This window comes from Myroides sp. C1519 (assembly GCF_038039755.1).
Classification (GTDB): Bacteria; Bacteroidota; Bacteroidia; order Flavobacteriales; family Flavobacteriaceae; genus Flavobacterium; species Flavobacterium phaeum_A.
This window is the reverse complement of record NZ_JBBPHM010000001.1, coordinates 275,888-297,330: the sequence shown is the minus strand read 5'-3', so window position 1 is coordinate 297,330 and position 21,443 is coordinate 275,888. Positions and strand designations below refer to the sequence as shown.

17 protein-coding genes are annotated in these 21,443 nt (G+C 34.2%); 14 read left to right on the top strand and 3 right to left on the bottom strand.

Annotation, left to right across the window (positions count from 1 at the left end; all coding sequences use genetic code 11):
* Positions 1-211 precede the first annotated feature (211 nt).
* The 6 genes from AABL81_RS01290 to AABL81_RS01265 all read left to right on the top strand — a co-directional run bounded on the left by AABL81_RS01290 (position 212) and on the right by AABL81_RS01265 (position 6,969).
* Positions 212-739 (top strand): hypothetical protein, encoded by a 528-nt coding sequence (locus AABL81_RS01290; protein WP_341340173.1) that lies wholly within the window; start codon positions 212-214, stop codon positions 737-739.
* A gap of 698 nt (positions 740-1,437) precedes the next feature.
* Positions 1,438-3,369, top strand: coding sequence for a histidine kinase (locus tag AABL81_RS01285; RefSeq protein ID WP_341340172.1), 1,932 nt, complete (start codon positions 1,438-1,440; stop codon positions 3,367-3,369).
* Positions 3,370-3,379: 10 nt separating this feature from the next.
* Positions 3,380-4,117 (top strand): LytR/AlgR family response regulator transcription factor, encoded by a 738-nt coding sequence (locus tag AABL81_RS01280; protein WP_341340171.1) that lies wholly within the window; start codon positions 3,380-3,382, stop codon positions 4,115-4,117.
* A 202-nt stretch (positions 4,118-4,319) separates the two neighbouring features.
* Positions 4,320-5,918: a DUF3137 domain-containing protein gene (locus tag AABL81_RS01275; RefSeq protein WP_341340170.1), complete on the top strand. Its 1,599-nt coding sequence runs from the start codon at positions 4,320-4,322 to the stop codon at positions 5,916-5,918.
* Between the two features lie 35 nt (positions 5,919-5,953).
* Entirely contained in the window at positions 5,954-6,592 is a 639-nt protein-coding gene (locus tag AABL81_RS01270) for a hypothetical protein (RefSeq protein ID WP_341340169.1), read from the top strand.
* A gap of 17 nt (positions 6,593-6,609) precedes the next feature.
* Complete coding sequence (locus AABL81_RS01265; protein WP_090406322.1) at positions 6,610-6,969, top strand: DUF3592 domain-containing protein; 360 nt, start codon at positions 6,610-6,612, stop codon at positions 6,967-6,969.
* 476 nt (positions 6,970-7,445) lie between these two features.
* Here the strand turns inward: AABL81_RS01265 and AABL81_RS01260 are convergent, their stop codons facing one another.
* A complete protein-coding gene (locus tag AABL81_RS01260; protein WP_341340168.1) occupies positions 7,446-8,078 on the bottom strand; it encodes a DUF6266 family protein in 633 nt (210 codons plus the stop codon).
* A gap of 670 nt (positions 8,079-8,748) precedes the next feature.
* On the opposite strand from AABL81_RS01260, the gene AABL81_RS01255 reads away from it, so the two are divergent.
* From AABL81_RS01255 to AABL81_RS01230, 6 genes are all read left to right on the top strand, one after another.
* Positions 8,749-9,477 carry a toxin-antitoxin system YwqK family antitoxin gene (locus AABL81_RS01255; RefSeq protein WP_341340167.1) on the top strand — a complete coding sequence of 243 codons (729 nt, stop codon included), beginning with the start codon at positions 8,749-8,751 and terminating at the stop codon, positions 9,475-9,477.
* Positions 9,478-9,661: 184 nt separating this feature from the next.
* Positions 9,662-10,786, top strand: a complete 1,125-nt coding sequence (locus AABL81_RS01250; protein WP_341340166.1) for a PDDEXK-like family protein — start codon at positions 9,662-9,664, stop codon at positions 10,784-10,786.
* A 6-nt stretch (positions 10,787-10,792) separates the two neighbouring features.
* Positions 10,793-13,768 carry an AAA family ATPase gene (locus AABL81_RS01245; RefSeq protein WP_341340165.1) on the top strand — a complete coding sequence of 992 codons (2,976 nt, stop codon included), beginning with the start codon at positions 10,793-10,795 and terminating at the stop codon, positions 13,766-13,768.
* Between the two features lie 7 nt (positions 13,769-13,775).
* Entirely contained in the window at positions 13,776-15,017 is a 1,242-nt protein-coding gene (locus AABL81_RS01240; RefSeq protein WP_341340164.1) for an McrC family protein, read from the top strand.
* A gap of 189 nt (positions 15,018-15,206) precedes the next feature.
* Entirely contained in the window at positions 15,207-15,578 is a 372-nt protein-coding gene (locus AABL81_RS01235; RefSeq protein WP_158211364.1) for a VOC family protein, read from the top strand.
* 312 nt (positions 15,579-15,890) lie between these two features.
* Positions 15,891-16,916 carry a hypothetical protein gene (locus AABL81_RS01230; RefSeq protein WP_341340163.1) on the top strand — a complete coding sequence of 342 codons (1,026 nt, stop codon included), beginning with the start codon at positions 15,891-15,893 and terminating at the stop codon, positions 16,914-16,916.
* Positions 16,917-17,116: 200 nt separating this feature from the next.
* Here AABL81_RS01230 and AABL81_RS01225 read toward each other — a convergent pair whose 3' ends face one another.
* Positions 17,117-18,040 (bottom strand): Abi family protein, encoded by a 924-nt coding sequence (locus tag AABL81_RS01225; protein WP_341340162.1) that lies wholly within the window; start codon positions 18,038-18,040, stop codon positions 17,117-17,119.
* A gap of 200 nt (positions 18,041-18,240) precedes the next feature.
* Positions 18,241-19,467 carry an MFS transporter gene (locus AABL81_RS01220; RefSeq protein WP_158210611.1) on the bottom strand — a complete coding sequence of 409 codons (1,227 nt, stop codon included), beginning with the start codon at positions 19,465-19,467 and terminating at the stop codon, positions 18,241-18,243.
* A gap of 909 nt (positions 19,468-20,376) precedes the next feature.
* Between AABL81_RS01220 and AABL81_RS01215 the strand changes: the two genes are divergently transcribed.
* Together AABL81_RS01215 and hypB are read left to right on the top strand one after the other, a co-directional pair.
* Positions 20,377-20,721 (top strand): hydrogenase maturation nickel metallochaperone HypA/HybF, encoded by a 345-nt coding sequence (locus AABL81_RS01215; RefSeq protein WP_090406290.1) that lies wholly within the window; start codon positions 20,377-20,379, stop codon positions 20,719-20,721.
* Between the two features lie 11 nt (positions 20,722-20,732).
* Positions 20,733-21,443 carry a hydrogenase nickel incorporation protein HypB gene (gene hypB, locus AABL81_RS01210; RefSeq protein WP_341340161.1) on the top strand — a complete coding sequence of 237 codons (711 nt, stop codon included), beginning with the start codon at positions 20,733-20,735 and terminating at the stop codon, positions 21,441-21,443.

The following is a 21,443-nucleotide window of genomic DNA, read 5'->3' as shown; positions in this document are numbered from 1 at the left end:
ATTGTAACATCTGTAGGGGCGAATTATTATTCGCCCGCACGGCATACGACACAACGTATATCCACAATGCCGTTTCACGCATCACGTTTTACGCATTACGCATATCGGTTTCCGGTTCCCGTTTCCCCCATCCCGATCAAATAAATCTTTATGAATAATAAAACTGGTTAGGTATTTGTGCAAAACAATATATTTCATAATAAGGTAAAATATGCATAAACAATCAAGACGTTCCATACGCTTAAAAGAATATGATTATTCCGAAGAAGGCTTGTATTTTATTACGATATGTTGCAAAGACAAAAAATCAATGTTTGGTTATGTATGTAACGGTGCAATGATTTTAAATGAAGCAGGGAAATATGCACAAGAATGCTGGGAAAATATACCAGATCACTTTCCAAACGTAAGGATTGATGAGTTTATAATAATGCCAAATCACATACACGGTATACTTGAAATTATGGTGCGGGCGAATAATAATTCGCCCCTACAGCGGTTTGAAAATGAAAATACAGTAAAAGGAACAAAAGGCACCATTGGGTCAATCGTACGTGGATTTAAAATAGGTGTAACCAAATGGATGAGGTTAAATACAAACATTCAAGATGTTTGGCAACGAAATTATTACGACCATATCATCTTAACATATAACAGCTATTGTTCAATTACCAATTACATTATGTGTAATCCTGAAATGTGGCATAAAGACCGTTTTAATAATGACAATAACGACTGATTGTTAGTTACAGAACCCGTTTTTTCCCCACCACCATTGTAGGGGCGAATTATTATTCGCCCGCACGGCATACGACACAACACATATCCACAAAGGCGTTTCACGTATCACGTTTTACGTTTCACGTTTCCCGCATATCGGTTTCGATTACGGTGTATCACACATTACGCATTACGTTTTACGTATATCGGTTTTCGGTTCACGCATATTGGTTTCCGTTACGATGTATGATCGGTGATGTATGCTGTACGAAACCGTGCTGTACATTGTAACATCTGTAGGGGCGAATTATTATTCGCCCGCACGGCATACGACACAACACATATCCACAATGCCGTATGACGCATCACGCATCACGCATTACGTTTATCGGTTTTCGTTTATCGGTTTTCGTTTATCGGTTTTCGTTTATCGGTTTTCGTTACGACGTTTCCCGCATATCGGTTCCGATTACGATGTATTACCCACCACCGTTGTAGGGGCGAATTATTATTCGCCCGCACGGCATACGACACAACGCATATCCACAAAGACGTTTCACGCATCACGGTTCCCGTCAAGACGTTTATCCACAATGCCGGTTCCCGTCAAGACGTTTCACGTATCACGCATCACGTATCACGTTTCCCAATCAAATAAATTTTAATAAATCTTTATGAATACGTAGCTTTGACGCTCTTAAAAAAGCAAAGCAAACTATGGTCAATCGGCAGTTTACCCTATTTTCACTCTTAATTTTGTGTTTTTTCACTTCGTGTAAGCAACAACTTAACAACGAAGAAACCGCTCTTAACAATAAAGAAAAGTACACCCGTACAACGGCGGATTACTTGGCGATGCTTCTATCCATAGACACCCTTAGCATTGAGGAGAAGAAGGAAATAGTACAACAAGAAAAAGACCAATTTACTGCTGTTGCCAACAAAGAAAAAAATCCCTTTTATCACTATATAAGCGGATTAGAAGCGTATCAAAACAAAGCGTTTGACGAGGCACAGCAACACTTCACAGCGATGCAAACAGCAGCGCAACAAGCAGAAGTAACCCACCTTAAAGAACTGTATATTCTATACTCGGCATTAAACAGCAACGCCATTGTTGACGCGGCGTTGATGGAGGAATTATTGCTAAAAACAAGTGAAGCAGAAAAGGCAAACAGCAGTATTACTTTTCGCTTTTACGACGCTTTGGCACAAGCGTATTTCAAAAACAGAAACCCTGCAAAAGCCTTAGAATACGCTACCTTACACTTTGAAAACCATCCTTTAAACAAGACAGTAGTTGTTCAACAACGCTATTACGAAATATCGTTACTCTTGGCAATTACATCCGGAAACGAAGATAAAGTAGACCATTTAAGAGACGAGTTCAAACGCTTGTTAGCACAAACACAAGACCCGTTTGCTACAGCGCGTTATTACGATTTAGAAACCTTTTACTACAACATAAAAAAGGCCTACCCACAAGCATTAGCAAGTAGTCAGGAGAGTTTTAACCAATTGAAAAAGCTCGACGCACTAACCGTTGCCTCGTTCAATAACCTGGCTACCAGTTTTATCAAAAACAACTTAGTCGATTCGGCTTTAACTTATTACAAAGAGGGATTACACTGGGCAGACACCCGTAACAAAGGACAAGAAAAAGGAATTATCTACAGCGGATTAAGCAACACATACAAGATAAAAGGCGACTATAAAAACGCATTAATAGCCTTAGACTCTTGCTATAAAGTAGAAACAGCAAACCAAGAAAAGATAAAAGCAGACTTTATAGCCGAGTTGCAAACCAAATATGAAACCGAGAAAAAAGACTCAGAAATAGCTTTATTAAAAACGAATAACGACTTAAACCAAAAAGTGATCAAGCAGCAATGGCGTATGTTTACGGCATTCGGACTCCTTATTGTCTTTGCGTTTTTATATATGCAAGTCCGCTATCGCCAACGCTTGTTAAAAGAGCGAAACCAGCGATTAGAAACGGAAAACAAGAAAATGCAAGTAGAACAACGCGCACTCCAATTGCAGTTAAATCCACACTTCATTTACAATTCCATTGCCAATTTACAAGGGTTAATTGTCAATGACCAAAAGCGACAAGCCAATGAATACCTGCTTGCCTTTTCAACCCTAATGCGCAATATCTTAGAACACAATCGCTGTGAGTTTATCACATTAAAAGAAGAATTAACCACCATTAGCAATTACGTCAAACTACAACAAATGCGTTATGCTAACAAGTTTGAGTACACTATAAATTGCCACGATATCCTCACAGATAATATTGAAATTCCGCCTATGCTATTACAGCCATTCGTTGAAAATGCCATTGAACACGGGTTTGCCCATATTGACTATGCAGGAAAACTATCGATGGAAATAACACAGGAAAATCAGCACATACACATTTGTATAACAGACAACGGAAAAGGGCTGAATACCCCAAATCAAAAGTCGCAAACTAAGAAGTCGCAAACTAAGAAGTCGCTATCCCAAACAATCACACAAGAGCGTTTAGACTTACACTATAATAGCACACAAAAAAGAGCCCATTTTGAGGTTGTAAACAAGGCAGACACCCCACAACAAACAGGTGTAGTAGTTCATATTTATTTACCAATTTTAATCGACTAAACCCAACAAAATGAAAGTATATATACTCGAAGATGAAGCCAATATCTTAAAATACATCCTCTCGTTAATCGTTGATATACCCTACTTACAAGTAGTTGGGTATGCGGGGGAAATCAGCAAAGCAGAAATAGAAATTGAACAACAACAACCCGATTTAATATTAGCGGATATCCACTTAAAAGACGGCAATAGCTTTTCGCTGTTTCACAAAATGGAAGTAAACGCACAGATAATATTTATCACTGCTTATAGCAATTACGCCATTGACGCCTTAAACTTAGGTGCGTTTTCTTACTTGTTGAAACCCATTGATGAGGCAGAGTTTAAACAGCAAATAGACAGGTGTTATAACAATTTTGACGATCATAAAATCGACAAAAAGCAATTGGAAATAGCCTCTGATTATTACCAAAGTGAACAAGCGCCAACGCGTATTGCACTAAAAAACTTTGACTACACACAGATCGTACAAGTGCGCGATATTATGTATTGCAAAAGTGACAAAGGATACACGACTTTTTATTTGAATAGCGGACAAAAGATAGTGGTGTCAAAAGTGTTGAAAGAATACGAAACCCTATTGCCCAGCAACACCTTTATCCGTTGTCACCAATCTTATTTAGTCAATGTAAACTACATCAGCAAGTATTACAAAAACGGCTTATTAGAGTTGTTTACCAAGCAAACCATTCCCGTATCCGATCGTAAAAAGGAAGTAGTCTTAGAATTTATAAGCAGTATTTCCTAAGTAAAATAGGGGGTTGGCAGTTATATTTTACACAATAAATTTGATAATTGTACTAAAATGACAAAACGATTATTTGTAAAAAGAGTACGATAATTTACTAAAAGGTAGCGAAAAAAGATAAGTTCCCTCAGGCCATAAAATACCCTTTATTTTTGTGGCAAGTTGATAAATAAGGAAGTCAACTTGGTTAGTCCCCATAGTTATGAACCTGAGTGAAGCCCAAAAAATAATAGTAGCAGAATGTGACAGAGAAAAGAAAATTGCTCTGCGCAACCTTATTGTCATCGCGGTAGTTGCTCTTATTATAGTGGTTTTACTTGTGGTTTATGCTTTAGAACCCCTTCAAAGCACCTTTTCAAAAACCATAGATAATTTAGAAAACAGTACAAACGTTGGTGCGTATTACAAAATTATCTTTCCGATTATCTTCCTTAGCCTGATTGCCTTTCCTTTAAATTCATTGCGCAATGTGATGAATAGAAGTAAGCAAGTTACAGCAGTTTTTACCCGCATAAAGCAAGGTAAAACAGGAGAAGTAGTCGATATTGAGAATGCCTATTTAACCATAGTACCTTTATTTATTGTCAGACTTACGTTAGATCCGATCAGTTATATGAAGGTACGTGTGGACCAAAAGGAGTTTACACTTCCGGTTCCCCCTTTGGTGATTCCCCATATAACCAGAGCGTTAGCCCACGTAGATGTTGGGTATTACGAGCAGGTGATAAGCGCTATTTACGGAGAAAACAAACAAGAAATAGCAATAGAAGAACAAGGAGAAACGAACTTAGCTCCGTTGCACACATTTCAAGCATTTTGCAGACAAACCTTTAGACAACAGTTGTCTACTCTTGAAAAAGAACGCACAAAATCAAACAAAGTACTGTATTTTCAAGTGGTCATTTCCCTTGCTATAGTAGGCGGAATCATTTACTTCTCTACAGTTAATCCCGACTTTTTTCAGGACTCGCTTAACCTACTTATGTTTATAGGAGGATTCTTTTTAGTGATGACTATAGGCGCATTGGTGTACTATATGGGACAGCAGAATAATACACCAAAGCAACAAAATACCAGAAGTAAAGACACTTCATTAAGTTTACAAGAGATAAAGAAAACCGTATTTACGAAGATCGTACACTTTATTAATCCCAAGTTTCAATACATCGAAAAAGGGCATTTATCCCTACCCGAAATATTGTATTCAGACCTACTGAAAGTCAAGCAGTACGCTGTGTATGGGGGAGAACAATTTGTAGGCTATTACAAAGGAGTACCCTTTCAGTCGTGTAACCTAACCCTGACCTATCGCCCCAATATGCGCAGTGTCAAAGAAGCTGACGATACCGTATTTACAGGAAATTACTTCGTCGCGAGAACCCCTCAAAAGTTTGCCGTACCCATTTACATACACCCTAAAAAAGGTGTGTTTAGCACTGTAATGGACAACGAAATAGCTACCTATTTACACAAAAGTGGAGAAAAAGTAACTGTTAGCAACGAAGCCTTTTTACAGCAATTTACCGTTTACAGTGAAGACGAAACACAAGTTAGACGAGTGTTAAACTCCGTGTTTATCGAGCGTTTGCTGGCGATTAACAAACGCAGTAAAGGAAATGTGTATGTGGTACTGAAAGAGCACACTATAACCATTGCAAGTAATACATCCAATATAACGGAGGTAGGTTTACAAGCACAAGATGCGTTGTTTACCAAAATAGACCAAGCGTTATTAGACAAAATGTACCAAGAGATAGTAGGACAATTAGAAATAATAGACAACCTACAAATAGTTCAGTAAAGAAAATAAGTATTAAATATTAAATCAAAGTAGTTATGAAAAAGATGATTCTGTTTTTAGTTGTTGCCACAACGACGATGTTAACCTCTTGTGGAGGAAGTACAATTTTCCCACAAAACGAAGACAATGGCAAGCAAGTTAAAGACTTAGTAATTAAGAACTTCGGAGGAGATAAACAAATCAGTTCAATCACCTTATTATCTCAAGATGAGTTATATGCCGCTTTAGGAAGCGTTACGATTCAGTACAAAGACGGAGACAAGAAGTACGAGCAAACGTATGCAGATGGTAAAGTAGGTGAGCCAAAAGAAGAAATGGAGAACGCAATGGCAAAGCAAGCAAGCGAGTTAATTGCAAATATTCAGAATAAAGTAGGCGTTAAAACAGAAGCTAAAAAGGATTATACAGTAGCCTTAGAAAGCATTAATTACGATCAGATTCCGTACCAAGTAGGAGCAGCAGCAGCTATGTTAGAATCAGAATATGAGAAGTTTGTTTTGCGCAGCTATACAGTAAGAGTAGTAGGAGAAAACGAATTACAAGTTCGCTTTGTTATACACGCACAAAAAATTGGAGAAGCAAAAGAAATGCGTGGACGTAAGACAGTAACAAGCTATTACGATTTCACATTCGAATTACAAAAAGACGGAACAGTTGATTTCGCAGGTATATAATTTAAAATAGATAAAAGATGCAAAGTAATTTAGCAAAAATCATCTTCCTTGTATTAGTAGTTGCAGGAGGAATCGGGGCTTATATGTTGTACAACGGAGGAATGTTTGACACCCGTAAATACAAAAGCGAGTACGTAACTTATGCCAAATCAGAAGCGACTATCGTTGATATTGAAGAAGTAAAAAGAAGAAAGTCGAACGAGCTTACGTGGACATTAGAGTATAAAGATTATGCAGGCAATCTAAAAAAAGAGAGAATTGCAGGTGAGTCTTTTATGCGTAAAAAAGTAGGTGATAAAATCGTTATTTACTACGACTCTGTTGCAAACCGTTTGGCGGTAACAGAACAACGCTATAAAGAAATAATGAGAGATTAATCTCGTTATGGTCGCAAAAAATAGTTAGTTAGACCAAGTGCGAAAGAAAAAGAACCAATGCTTACAAGTGAAGTCCACAAAGATGTTTTTGTGGACTTTTTTTTGTTTATAGTTATAAGCAATGTATATCACACCTTACGCTCCGTAGGGGCGCCGCCGCTTGTTGTTTATTAATAAACAACGCATCGATATACATTATATATGATTAATTATAAATAATTAATTGTGGGTAAACACGTAGGTTTACCCCTACGTATGCCGCAATGCATCGTTATGATGAATATGATATGATATTTGGCGATACGAAGTATCGCCTTTTCCGATTAAACTAATAACCCGATTTACACCCACCACCGTTGTAGGGGAGAATTATTATTCGCCCACACGGCATACGACAAAATACATATCTACAAAGAGGCATCACGTATTACGTATCACGCCTCACGTATCACGCTTCACGTATCACGCCTCACGTTTTATATCAACCCATAAAAGTTCACACTTGTACTACATTCACTATCATCCTGTTTAGCAAAAAAGAACCACACAATACAATTTTTTGCTTTCCAATTTTCTGGTAAAGGTGACGTAAATGCACCCTCACTTCTAACTACCTCTGTGGAAGGTATGAAGAACATTCTTTGCTTTTTACAAAACAGTACCGCTTTCGCCTTATCCGAGTCAAGTGCCAAATCACGACCACCATTAGGCGTCCAATTAATACGCAATTCTTCGTCAGTAAGCGTTACCTCCGTAATCGTTGCAGCAGGTAAGTATCCCTTTGTAATAACAACCTGTTGGTAGTCGATTTGGAGGTTGTCATCGATGTCTTTAATTGCATATAATAAAAGATGTGAAAGCGCTAAGTTCGTACGTGATTTAGCACCTATTTTATGTCCGAAATACAGATCTGTAACGCCGCTCAGAGGATACAAAAACTCGTGCGACAACTTAAACTTTTGTTGTTGTTTCAACTGAGCAGGAGTTGATTTGTAATTTGATTTTTTAGGTTTAGTACGCATACATTTTTGACCTCTGTAATTGTATCCAATCACAGTACCAATCGAACCGGTAAACTCACCTAAAATACCATTTGGAATTCTTGCCATAATGAAAGATTATTTTGTTTTTAAATAATAGAGTGTTGGTTGTCAGATTCTTATATGGTAAAATTAAATATATTTATAATGTCTTTTTTGGGCTATTGGCTATTTTGGGCTCAAATGACCACTTTTTTCCTTTCTTTTCCTTTCTTTTCCTTTCTTTTCCTTTTTTTTCCCTTCTTGTCTCTTTTCCTGTCCTGTAGTCAAATTTTAATCAAACTCTTGTTATTACTGGGGTTGTACGTGTTTTATAGCAAAATGATACACATTGTAAAAAAGGTTATGTAAAAGGCAAAAAAGGTTTTTTTGAGGGGTGAAAAGTCATATTTAGCTAAATCAAAGGCTAATAGCAATCTAATTTTGAAGTGTAATTATTTGTGAATTAAAGGTGTTTTAATTAGCCCACGTTCGAGACATCTTCCATACAAGTACCACAGACCTTCGGAAACCAGCTTTTTTTCGGTAGGTGTGTGGTACAAATGTGGTATTTGTGTGGTACAAGGTCTGCATAAGTCTGTAATGATAGGTGGTTGAGGGGTGGTTGATAGGTGGTTGAGGGGTGGTTGAGGGGTGTTGGAGGAGGGAGTCTAGATTCTTTAAGTATTCAATGATCATAACTCAAATTATTGTATTTTTATGGCCATACACAGTTAGATTTGTTTAAAATTAAGTAGTTATGAAAAGAGTTCTATATCTTTTATTTATATCATTTTCATTGGTGAATTGTTATGCTCAAGAAGTTGATCTTAAAGACTTGGAGGAGAGAAATGGTGTGGCTTACACTATTAAATCAGATAAGCCATTTAGTGGAACTGTGAAGAGTCTTTATTCCAATGGTAAAGTAAAATTTGTGGAGAGTTATAAGAATGGAATTTTAGAGGGAACCGCTAAGCGATATTATGAAAATGGGCAGTTAAAAGCAGAGGGGAATTATAAGAACGGGGATATAGATGGTGTTCTTAAGGAGTATAATGAGCAGGGACAAATAGCGTTTGAAACCAGCTACAAAGCGGGAAAGATAGAAGGAGTTAAGAAACACTTTTATGAGAATGGGCAATTGCGTACTGCATCAGATTATAAAAATGGGGAACTTAACGGAAAGATTAAAGCCTATTATGAAGGGGGACAATTTTCTGGTGAATCAAGTTATATAGATGGGCTAGCGAATGGTGTTACTATTGGGTATTTTGAGAATGGAAAGGTAGAGATAGAAGCAAATTATAAGAATGGGGTTTTAGATGGGGTGGTTAAGAAGTATTATAGCAACGGACAATTGCAGTCTGAAGTTGGTTATAAAGAGGGATCGCTACACGGAATTACGAAGGGATATGATGAGAATGGGAAATTAATGGGTGAAGCAAATTATGAGTATGACGTGTTGGTTGGGGAGGTTAAGAGGTATTAGTTTTTAGGTTGGGGCATTTTTTTTATCCCTCCTCCAAACATCACCAAAAACATCTTATCTTTCCTTTGATGAGTTTGTAATTAAATATAAAGTTTGATTTGATTTTTAAAGTTGTGAAGTAATGAAAGTGTATACTTAGGTTTAGATTTGAGTGAATTAGAATATTTGATAAAGTAAAAAAGAAATGGAAAAGTATAAGGAGTTTACGATAGAGATAGAACGTATTTGTAAAAAGTATAAGTTAAATGAATATGGAAGTTTTAATTTGTTTAAGGTAATGCATCATATTACAGACGAAAGACGTTTGCATTCAAGATTTATCGCTTTCTTATTAAATCCAAATGGTAGCCATGGGCAAGGAACAATGTTTTTAGAATTGTTTTTAAGTAACACATCTATTAAGACTTTTGATTTACAAGAAGTATCTGTTTGTCCAAAGGAATTAGGAAAGAAGGAAAATGAGAATATAGATATACTGATTCAAAATAGTAAAGGACAAGCTATTATTATAGAGAATAAGATATTTGCTGGAGATAGCAATAAAAAGGAGGGAGAGGTAATTACAGCCCAGCTTCTTAATTATTATGATAAAAAGAAAAGTGAGTTTAGTGATATTACTTTAGTGTATCTTACTCTAAATGGAAAAGAACCTTCATTTTATGAGCAGTTTAAAGATATACAACCTGCGTTAATTAGACTTGATTATATTGGTTTTATAACGAAGTGGCTAGAAAAGTGTATGGAACAAACACTATCCAATAGTGATTTATACAGAAGTATAGTACAATATTTACATTTAGTAAAAGAAATAACGAATGATTTTGAGTTAGCAGTTGAATTAAAAAAAGAAATAGCTAAAGATTTAGAATCTGGATATAAGTATTGGATTACTAATAAAGATGTTAATGACTATATAATACAAAATCAGTTTAAACATATAAAATGGCATACTGTACATGAATTTATGACTGCATTACGTATTGTAATTCAAAGTAAGTATAATACAGAAGTTTCACAGTTAAATGAGGATCAGATTACAGCTTGTACTCATAGAAATAGCTTAAAGGCTAAAGTAGCAATAGCTTTTATGTATGAAGAAACTACTTACTATGTGTGTAATGATCATAAAGGTTTTACTGTTGGATGTTTAGGAGACAATTGTCAAAAAGACTATGAAGTTTTGTTTAAAGGTAAATATAAGTTTAGTGACTTTTGTGTTAGAGAAACATTTCAAATTATTAGTAAAAAGGAGACTGAAGGTTTGATAAGTAAAGTAATTGAAGAGATAAACAAGTATGTAGTAAAGTAGTGATTGATGGAAGAACAGAATTGGAAAACTTGGGACGAGGCACTACAATATGCCTTTCGTGAATTAGATAAGAAAGGTTGGAATACTAAAAATAATGGAAGATATTATTTTGTAGTAAATGAAGGAAAGGAGTATCCAAACAAAAAAGTATTAGAGTTTGTAGAGAAGTATTTTCGCAAGAATAAATTGGAACTAATTGTACCAAGTTCAGCTAATAATGGAGAGCGATTGAATATTTTTTTAGAAAATAACGGGGCGAAAATAATTAGTAAAAAAGATTCATTTATTAGCAGTTGTATTAGGGAGCAATCAAATGTTATAAAAAAACTACTGGAAGAATATAAAAAGAAAATAAGTTCAGGAGCTTTAAAGGATGAAGAGTATAAATGGTTACTATTTGCTACCCAGAAAGGAATGCCTTCGTTACAAAAAAATACCATTGTTAATGAGTTACTTAGTATGAAGTTTGTGAACCTATTGTATTATAGTGCTATTTCGACAATGAAGCATTTGAATAATGAAAGGAAGGAACAATATTCAGATTTACTATTAGCTCTATATGATGAGAATATAGACCTTGAAGAAAGGATAAAGCAATTTAGTGGGGATATTGAAAGTCTTTATAGAGAGGTTGAAACAAAACTTCAGCATCACCATGATGAACGTACTATATCTACTTTATTAAGTTTTAAATACCCTGAGAAGTATTTATTGTTTAAAAATTCGTTTTATAAAAAGTTATGTGATATTCTTAAAATTGAATCTCTTGAAAAAGGAGAGAAGTACTTAGATTATCTTGAAATAGCAGGAGAGATTAGGGATAATTTTATCAAAAAAGATACTGAATTGTTATCCTTGATAAAGCAGTATTTGCCAGAGGGGAGTTTTGATGATTCAAATTATAATCTTTTGACACAAGATTTTTTATATACTATGTTAGAGAAAAGTAATGATTATTATGATAAGTTTAAAAAGGTTAAAGAGTTCTTTAATGATAAATTAAAAGAATTAAAGGACTCATCAATTAAATATAATGGAATAAATGGAAAGGATTTTCAATGGGTGCAAGATGAATATGGCATTATAGGTAATGACTATATTCACTATGAATTGTATTGCGATAAGTCTTCTATTTATATAGACTTACATTTAGAAGACGAAAAACAGTTTGAAGAAATAACATTGCTTTTAAAGAAATTATATGGTCATTTATTGAATAAAACGTATGATTCTGAGCTTGTGTATTGGATAGATTGGGCAAAAAAAAATAATAGTAAAGATTACTTTCAATCTATAAGATTTTATAAAGCTTTTTCTTTAGATGAAGAAGATATTCTTGAAGAGCAAAGTATAAGTGAAATGATCCAGAGTTTTATTGATTTAGATAAGATTATTGGTGATGATATACGTGAGTTCTTAATTAATAATAATCAAGTAGAAAATCAGTTAGCAGAGATATATAAAGCAGGAAAAGAAATGAACATACCTTTAAACCAAATACTATACGGACCTCCAGGAACGGGGAAGACTTATCATACTATCGCTAAAGCATTAGCTATAGTAGCTCCTGATTTTGATTTAGGTAAAGAGCGTGAGGTAGTTAAACAAGAATTTAATAAGTATGTAGAGAATGGACAAATTGTGTTTACGACCTTTCATCAAAGTATGACGTATGAGGACTTTGTGGAAGGGATAAAGCCAGAAATAGAGGACAATATAGAAACTGGACAAAGAACTGTGGTTTATGATATTAATGATGGAATATTTAAGTCTATTGTAAAAGATGCTAAGCTTATTCATCAAGTAAGTGATATAAATGTCGATTGGAATAATATTAACTATTATAAAATGTCTTTAGGAGGGAAGCAAAATCCTTTAGAACATGATTATTGTATTATGAATAATGTTGGAGGCATATCATGGGGTGGAGAACATGATTTGTCAGAATTGACAAGCTTAGTGAAATGGGAGGAATATAGAGATAGGTTTAAAGAATTGTATCCTGATTTAGTTTCTGAAAGTTCTTATAATGTCTTAGCCACCTTTACTTTAAACAAAATGAAAGAAGGTGATATAGTGATTGCAACCAAAGGGAATCATATAATAGATGCAATCGGTATTGTGAAGGGAGGATATACTTATGATAACAATAATGAAACTTCATTAAGACACTTTAGGAGTATAGAATGGATAATCAAGGACCTTAATGCAAACCCTGAAAAGTTTTTTGACAAGAAAATCTCTCAACAGTCTATTTATGAGTTTTATAATGCAAATGTTAAGAAGGATGTTTTTAAAAATTTACTGAATGTAAAGAATGATAATACCCCCTTATCTTATGTACTAATCATAGACGAGATCAATCGTGGTAATGTGTCTGCTATTTTTGGAGAGTTGATTACCTTAATAGAAGAGAGCAAGCGATTAGGGAAAGAAGAAGAATTACAAGTAACCTTACCTTATTCTAAAGATAAGTTTGGTGTGCCTGCTAATTTATATCTTATCGGTACGATGAATACTGCAGACAGAAGTGTAGAAGCTTTAGATACTGCTTTAAGACGTCGTTTTACTTTTGAGGAGATGATGCCTAACTATGAGGTAATCAAGTCAGAAAATAGTTTAGGAATTGATTTGAGAGAAGTATTAGAAACTATCAATGCTCGTATAGAAGTATTATTAGATAGAGATCACCTGATAGGTCATAGTTATTTCTTAGGAGTAGATTCTATAGATATATTAATGGCCCGTTTTAAGAATAACATTCTTCCTTTGCTTCAAGAGTATTTCTATGGAGATTATGGTAAGATAGGATTAGTGTTAGGAGAAGGCTTTGTGACTAAAATAGAAGAGATGAAGGTTAGGTTTGCTTCTTTTGACTATGATAGTGATATGTTTCAGAATAAGGTTACTTATGTATTGAAATCTATTGATAATGAAGAAGAATTTAGGATAGCGATAGATACACTTTTGATAAAAAATTAGAGATAAAGTGAGTAAACAAACAATTACTGTTTTTGAGCACCAAAAGTTACTAATAGGTGATGATATGTTTACAGAACAGCATCACAAGAGACTGTCTGATTTCTATGGAACAGCAGGTGTGCCTTTTTATTCTTTAATACACAAAGGGGTTAAGTTTAATCAAAATGTAGGAGTACTTCAGTTAGGAGACTTAACAATAGAAATATTACCTAAAGTAGAGAAGAATGAACAAAAAAAGGATATTTGGCGAAAGTTATTGATAGATATGATTTGGCGTGTAGGTTCGTTTAAAGCGCATACTCCTACAACAAGTAACTTATCTATTAAACCCAATGCAATTCTTGATGTATATATTGCGATGTACATACAAGAGATTAAGCGATTGATTCATCAAGGTTTGGTTAAAAAGTATAGAAGACAAGAAGGGAATACTTTAGCGCTAAAAGGAGGTATAGTATTTGGGAAACATGTACAGCAGAATTTGGTACATCAAGAACGTTTCTATACAAGACACAGTATGTATGATGTAAATCATGAATTGCATAAAGTTCTATATAAGGCTTTGCAATTGGTTAAGCGCATTAATACCAATGTAGCATTGGAGAGTGAGATAAATCAATTATTGTTTAATTTTCCTGAACAATTGGATTTAAAGATAACAGTAGGAACATTTGATAGGATAGTTCTCAATCGAAAAACAGTTGATTATGAAACAGCGTTGAGTATTGCAAAGTTGTTACTGCTCAATTATCATCCTGATATTAAAGGAGGAAATAATGAGGTATTGGCTTTGTTGTTTGATATGAATGTACTGTGGGAGCGTTTTGTATTTGTGACATTGCACAAATATTTGAAGAAAACTCATAAGGTAAGAGAACAAGTAAAGAAAGGTTTTTGGCAATCACAAACTGGTGACTATAAGAGTGTTAATATGTATGCTGATATCGTAATAACGAATAAGAAGGATTCTTCTCAGGTATTTGTTCTTGATACGAAGTGGAAAAATTTAGAGGGGTTGCCAAATGCATCAGTTGAGGATTTGCGACAGATGTTTGTGTACCACCATTTTTATGAAGCTAATAAGGTAGCATTAGTTTACCCAAGTCAAGATCTAAAAGTACAAGAAGGAACGTATTTAAAGAGAAGAGAAGGAGATCTGTGTTATATAATTCATTTAGGAGTAGGTGATTCTATACATAATTTTGAAGAGAGAGTTTGTGATGTGGTTAATAAGTGGATAGATAGGTAAAAATAAAACTAAGAAAGTCTGTTGTTTGATAGACTTTTTTATTGTTGTAAATATTAGATGTCATTGTAAAATCTTGATTAAGATATTACCTCGACTATCTTCGGGGCATTTTTTTTATCCCCCCTCCAAACATTACTAAAAACATCTTATCTTTCCTTTACTAATCAAAAAACAAAAAGTATGGAAAGTATTAAATTGGGAGCCTTTTCTGTTAGCTTAACAGTAAAGGATATTCACGTGTCCAAAGCATTCTATGAGAAGTTGGGGTTTTACCAACGTGGGGGAGATATCACGCAGAATTGGGTGGTGATGAAAAACGGAGATACCATAGTAGGATTGTTCCAAGGAATGTTTGATGCTAATATGCTGACGTTTAATCCTGGGTGGAATCAAGAGGCACAAAATATTGATGATTTTGTTGATGTACGCGATATTCAAAAACACCTGTTGGCACAAGGGGTGGAACTGCATACTAAAGCAGATGAATCAACTCAAGGACCTGCTTATGTTATTTTAGTGGATCCAGATGGTAATCCGATCTTAATAGACCAACACAGATAGGCGTTGCCTTTATAGCATAAAGAATCCCCATATTTCACTTGAAGTATGGGGATTTTTTTTGTAATCAATCAATAGGGGAAACTTTAGAAATGTGTGGGTGTACGATTACTGATGTTGTACTTATAGATGACACATTTAGTGGTGTTTACGGTTGATTGACAAACAGCTAATAATCATTTTAGGGTACTTGTTATTTCGCCATTTGTAAAGATATTTTAACACCCAAGCAATTATTTTTCTATATTGTATTCTCTTTCAGCTTACTAACGATAAGTGTAGAAACAAATTAAACCAAACTAAATTGAGTGAATTATGAAAAGAATCAAAGGAATTATAGTATTAGGGGCACTGTGTTGCCTGCCTTTTGGGACTGTTTTTGCTCAAGAAAAAAGGAGTGATATGAAAGAAGAAAAGGTGTTTTATGACGAAGATGACAAGCGATTGTACAAGCGTATTTTGAAGGATGAAAAAGGAAAGGTGGTTGAGGTGGAAGACAATGGTTTTATGATTGATGGTAAACCACAAAAGATGTATAAAGGGGTTTATAAAGAGGGTAAACCGTTTGAAGGGTATTTCAAAGAGGAAAAAATACTGTCTGAGATTAACTTGATTAACTATTATGAACAGGGAGAGCGAAAAGCACAGTATTCGTACGATTACTTGGCAAGAGATCAGTTTGCTGCTCCGTTTATGTACGATTTGGAAACGCTTTACGAAGGAGGAAAAGTTAAGAGTGGGCGAGTGTATAAGGAAGTTGAAGAGGGGAATGCTTTGGGAATTGTCAATTATGAAAACTTTGAAGAGAAGAGTCTGTTCATAGATCTGTTTGAGATGCATTATTTTAACCGCATTTCGTTTGAATTAACAGACGATCAGTTGTCAATTAAGGATATGAGCGGTGAGAGTTTGATAGTGGTTAAAAAGGTTGGTAATAAGCTTACGGCAGATTATTTTATCAAGGGGCAACACTTGTTTACGGCAAAACCGTTTATTGAAGTGGTAAAGAAGGGTTCTCCGTTGTCAATGACAGTGTATTACAAAGATAAGAAAGAGGTAGAACAGGAGTTTAGTTTTAAACGTTTGCCGTTTGATTCAAATATGGATCAGTTTGCTAATCAGTTTTTAACACCTATGTTTTTGCAGTTTCCGGCTGTGTTTGAAGGTTCACTTGAGCAGTTGTTAAGTGCTATTACAAGCAAGTTTGACGTGATTGCGAAAGACTTAAATGCTATTGAAAGCTTTGCCGATTTATTGCCGTTTAGTGTTTATCCGTTTGATGAAAAAAAGATAGTAGGTGTAGAGGAATACGATGAGAAAGGTCAGCTTGTAAAAGAGTAAATTGCTTTTTATATATAATTCAAAACTCCCTTGTTTAATTTGATTAACAAGGGAGTTTTTCTTTTTGTGCTATATGTATAAAATAGTAATCAAATTATGTTTATGATATTTAATTGAGAGGGGGATGAATAAAGGAAGGTATATAAATAAAAAACCTCAGAACGAATTCTGAGGTCAATATCTTATTTTATAGTGCTGCTTTATAGCAGAATGTATAAAGGGGCACTTCTGTCTTGCAAATTTACACCATTTTCTGTAAAATCCAAGTTTATATGAGTGTCAATAATTTTTTTTAACTTTTCATTATTTCTTTTTTCATTAACTATTGTATAAAAAGATTGTTCAAGTTCTTTTGTTCTATTAACGGAAATTTTACTGAGAATGAATAATATAAGTCTTAAAGAAGCATTTAAATTAGTTGTATTTCTTGATTTTATTCTAAATTGTTTATTTGGGATTCGCGCAATACCAGTTGGTTGATTATAATCAAAAAGGACATTACTATGAGAACATATATTACGAATATTTAGAATGGCTGTTAAATAGTCAATTAAGGTATTTGGCTCTCTTAATTGGTATGAATTAGTAATTGTACATTTTAATTCATTGCTTTTTAAATTAGAGTAAATTTTTAGTATTTGGCCAAAAGTTAAAAACTCCATAGTTTTCCATGCAGGAGCATATTTTTCGTCAGTATATTTGATATGGTGCTTTTTAATTATATTGTTCTTTACTTTTAATGTTTCATAGGATTTACATATATTGAAAACGATATTTTTATTTACAATTTTTTTATTAGAATACCAATTAGGTGTATCTAAATACATATTTGAAGTATGGTATATCAATTGTGTTCTAAAATGGACTTCTATTCTATAAATATATTTAAGTAAAAGATTCTTTAAGTCTATATCTAAGTAGTATAAATCAATGATATCATCTAGATTTGTTTTATCTGTAAAGTTGTGGGTTTTATCTTTTTCAAAGTAATACCAATAAAAACCTAAACGATAATAACCGATATCTAAAAGGTGTTCCTTTGCTTTGTCATAGTCAGGAATAATCATTCCTCTAGATTTTAGTATATTTATTTGGTCTTCAACGGTTGTAGCTATATTTCCCATTTCATTGATTTACACTTTATTAATGTAAATATATCAGATTAATAGTATTAAAGTGAAATAAAAAGGAGAAAAATGGATATTGATTTCTTAATTTATAAGGAATGTTTTTTTTCTTTTTGAGGAATAGATTAAAGCAATATAAAAATACCCTCTTTACGCGATGTGTAAAGAGGGTATTTTTGTTTTATACAAAACTATATCTATCTATTTTGTTGAACCAAACGGTTGATGCGTCCCATTAAGAAAATACTGATACAAGACACAATAATCACCATATAGGCTACTTTATCGTAATTGATTAATGGACTGGTAGCAGATTCTTGATAGACGATTAAGCCGGATATTGTGGCTGCGATACCTCCTGATATTTGTTGTATAGACGAGGAAATACTCATATAAGCCCCTCTGTCTTTAGAGTACGGAATAGCACTACTCAAAGCTGTTGCGGGTACCATACGACTCATAATTCCGATCATCATTAAGATATTCGTGGTTACCACTAACCAAAACGGGATTTGAAATAGGTTGGTGTACACAACAGATACGGTCATTAACCAAATACTGGCAATGGTAAACAAGCGGTATTTGTCCATACGGTCACTTAGTTTACCGATGAATGGCATTAAGGCAAGTGAGCTTATCCCTGATATCATAAATAATATAGGCAGCTGGTCTGGGTGTACGCCTAAGTTGTTTACTGCGAATATGGTTCCAAACGGCATTAGCATAAATCCTCCTACTGATAAGAAGCAGATTGACAAAAAGCCGATGCGGTAATCTTTGTGTTTTAACGTATGCCAAAGGTGAGCAACCACTTTTTTGTTTTGTTGCAATTTTAAGTGCTCTGTTACCGGTTTAAAGTAAATAGCAATGGCAAAGGCAATAAGGATAGACAAGCCGACAATCATAAAAAACGGCGCTTCCCAATACCATTTGTTAGCAATGTATAGTCCAATCGGAATACCCAATACTTGACTTGCTCCAAAGCCCATTTGTACGAAGCCCATAACGCGACCTCTTTGTTGTAAGCTAAACAAATCGGTGATAATAGCCATAGAGATAGAGCCTATTACTCCACCGAATAATCCGGTTACTATACGCGCCAGTACTAACGTAGTGTATGAATTTGCAAGAGCACAAAACAGGGTTCCGATGATAAACCCAACGTAAAAAAACAGCAGTAGCTTTTTACGGTCGAATCGGTCTGCAAAGCCTGCCGTTAGTAATCCCGCTATACCCGCACTAAACGCGTAGGCAGATACGGCAATACTAAAGTCTTTGGTATTCATATCTAAACTCTTTAACAGCAAATCACCTAAAGGAGCCATTACCATAAAGTCAAGGATTACGGTAAACTGCGTAATGGCAAGTATAAAAATGGCGAATTTCTGATAGCCGGTAAAAGCGTTATTTTGTGGTTCTGTCATATATAATGTGTTGTGCATTAATAGGGTGTATATTCACCTTTTTTAATGCGTATAAGTCAAATTGAGGTTTAGTGTAGAAACAACAGATGTGCCAAAACTACTAAACGAGGGCAAAGATAATTGTTTATTGCTGGGATTGACATTTGAAAATGTTAATGCTGTAAATAATAAATGTGCTGATTTATTCAAGAAAAGTGCCATTTTGATTTTCGGGAAAAATGATTTGATTTTTAGCAGAACGCTATTTTATGGCGAGTGATAAATATCGAAATGAAATAAAGTATAGGTCCCTAAAATATCCCTCTTTTGTGCTATTTTTTTTCGTTAAAAAGAGGGTTAAAGCCCTTTTTTAATCTGATTTTAAACTTCTTTTTCTTGTGGAAACACCAATGAATGTGTTTTGTGTTTTTTCTATTAAAAATAAGCTGTGTTACTTTTTTTCTTATTTCAGCTTATAATTTGAGGTTGTTTTCTAATTTTTTTAGTGGATGTTATGCAATTTTTCAGAAATATAAGAAGATATTTAAAGTTGCGTAAAATAGTTGTAAAATCATAAAATTTTGTGAACCCCTATTTTATGGTAGAATAGTCAAGATTTGTGCTATTTGTGCCTTGAGATACCTCGTAATTTTGTACTGTTTTAATAACGAAAGTGTGATTATTATTAAGCCTTCAGTTAGACTTAACAGAGGAAAAGGATTAAAACATTCATTAGCTATTGGGCACATTTTAGTAAAGAAAAGTGTAAGTGCCGTATCTGACATTTTATAGCTACTATATATATTCTAATTTATTGGACAAAAAATAAGGTTTTTTATGCAAAGTGTGATTTTGCAGTTAAAAAGGGCCTGGATTTTGCGATGAATATATTGACTCATATTTTATTGTAATTAAAGACGTATTGAAGTTATGCACGAATTAACAATCGTAAAAGATATTTTTTCAACACTTGAAGAGCATTATCAAGCGAAAAGTGAAGATATCGTCAAAATAGAAATTACAGCGGGTTTATTGTCAAATGTACAACCTGTTCTTATTCAAAATGCTTTTGATGCTTTTATAGCAGATAATGAAACGTATAAGGATATGGAACTGGATGTGGTAGTACAAGATATCATTGCCCATTGTGATTCCTGCAATAAGGATTTTAAAGTCGAGTTTCACAAGTTCGTATGTCCTTGTGGACAACCTTCGTCAAACATTGTACAAGGAAATGACTTATTTATATCAAAAGTAATATTTAAACAAGCTTAAAAATTAATACTATGGCTAGCAATCCAAAAAGTTTAGGAAACCGTGTAGGTTCACTTCAATGTGATAATACAACTCTTCACTTATTAAAAGCAAATGACTATGTAGCAAATGCTATTCGTGAGAAATTGAAAAATGTATGTGTGATTAATGTTTGTTCTTCTCCTGGATCTGGTAAAACTACTTTGATGCAAGAAACTGGTAAGAGATTAGCGAATGAAATAAACATTTCTGTATTAGTTGGTGACCCTGAAACGGATAGAGATGCAGTACGTATGCAAGAGGTAGGGATTAATGCTTTGCAAATTGTAACAGGTGGTATGTGTCACATTGAAGCACAAATGATTCTTCAAGCGTTAGACCACATCGACTTAAGCGAAACAGACTTGTTGTTTATCGAAAACGTAGGTAACTTATTATGTCCGTCTGCTTTTGACTTAGGAGAGGATTACCGCGTTACTTTATTGGCGACTACTGAAGGGGATGACAAACCTAAAAAATACCCAAGAATGTTCTTAACAAGTGAGTTAATGGTTGTTTCTAAAGCCGACTTATTACCTTACGTACCTTTTACAGTAGAGAACGTTACTAAAGATGCAAGAGAAGTAAACCCTAATATTGAGGTGCTTACAATCAGTACTTTAAAAGGAGACGGAATGGACCAATGGTGTCAATGGTTGAAAGATAAAGTAGCTGAGAAAAAAGCTAAAAATACTGAAGAGTAA

Excerpts from the sequence above, each read along its gene's own strand:
- AABL81_RS01225 (WP_341340162.1), bottom strand. The coding sequence starts at position 18,040 with ATGGGAAATATAGCTACAACCGTTGAAGACCAAATAAATATACTAAAA.
- AABL81_RS01275 (WP_341340170.1), top strand. The coding sequence starts at position 4,320 with ATGAACCTGAGTGAAGCCCAAAAAATAATAGTAGCAGAATGTGACAGA.
- AABL81_RS01230 (WP_341340163.1), top strand. The coding sequence starts at position 15,891 with ATGAAAAGAATCAAAGGAATTATAGTATTAGGGGCACTGTGTTGCCTG.
- hypB (WP_341340161.1), top strand. The coding sequence starts at position 20,733 with ATGGCTAGCAATCCAAAAAGTTTAGGAAACCGTGTAGGTTCACTTCAA.
- AABL81_RS01265 (WP_090406322.1), top strand. The coding sequence starts at position 6,610 with ATGCAAAGTAATTTAGCAAAAATCATCTTCCTTGTATTAGTAGTTGCA.
- AABL81_RS01280 (WP_341340171.1), top strand. The coding sequence starts at position 3,380 with ATGAAAGTATATATACTCGAAGATGAAGCCAATATCTTAAAATACATC.
- AABL81_RS01215 (WP_090406290.1), top strand. The coding sequence starts at position 20,377 with ATGCACGAATTAACAATCGTAAAAGATATTTTTTCAACACTTGAAGAG.
- AABL81_RS01250 (WP_341340166.1), top strand. The coding sequence starts at position 9,662 with ATGGAAAAGTATAAGGAGTTTACGATAGAGATAGAACGTATTTGTAAA.
- AABL81_RS01260 (WP_341340168.1), bottom strand. The coding sequence starts at position 8,078 with ATGGCAAGAATTCCAAATGGTATTTTAGGTGAGTTTACCGGTTCGATT.
- AABL81_RS01270 (WP_341340169.1), top strand. The coding sequence starts at position 5,954 with ATGAAAAAGATGATTCTGTTTTTAGTTGTTGCCACAACGACGATGTTA.
- AABL81_RS01290 (WP_341340173.1), top strand. The coding sequence starts at position 212 with ATGCATAAACAATCAAGACGTTCCATACGCTTAAAAGAATATGATTAT.
- AABL81_RS01255 (WP_341340167.1), top strand. The coding sequence starts at position 8,749 with ATGAAAAGAGTTCTATATCTTTTATTTATATCATTTTCATTGGTGAAT.
- AABL81_RS01285 (WP_341340172.1), top strand. The coding sequence starts at position 1,438 with ATGGTCAATCGGCAGTTTACCCTATTTTCACTCTTAATTTTGTGTTTT.
- AABL81_RS01245 (WP_341340165.1), top strand. The coding sequence starts at position 10,793 with ATGGAAGAACAGAATTGGAAAACTTGGGACGAGGCACTACAATATGCC.
- AABL81_RS01220 (WP_158210611.1), bottom strand. The coding sequence starts at position 19,467 with ATGACAGAACCACAAAATAACGCTTTTACCGGCTATCAGAAATTCGCC.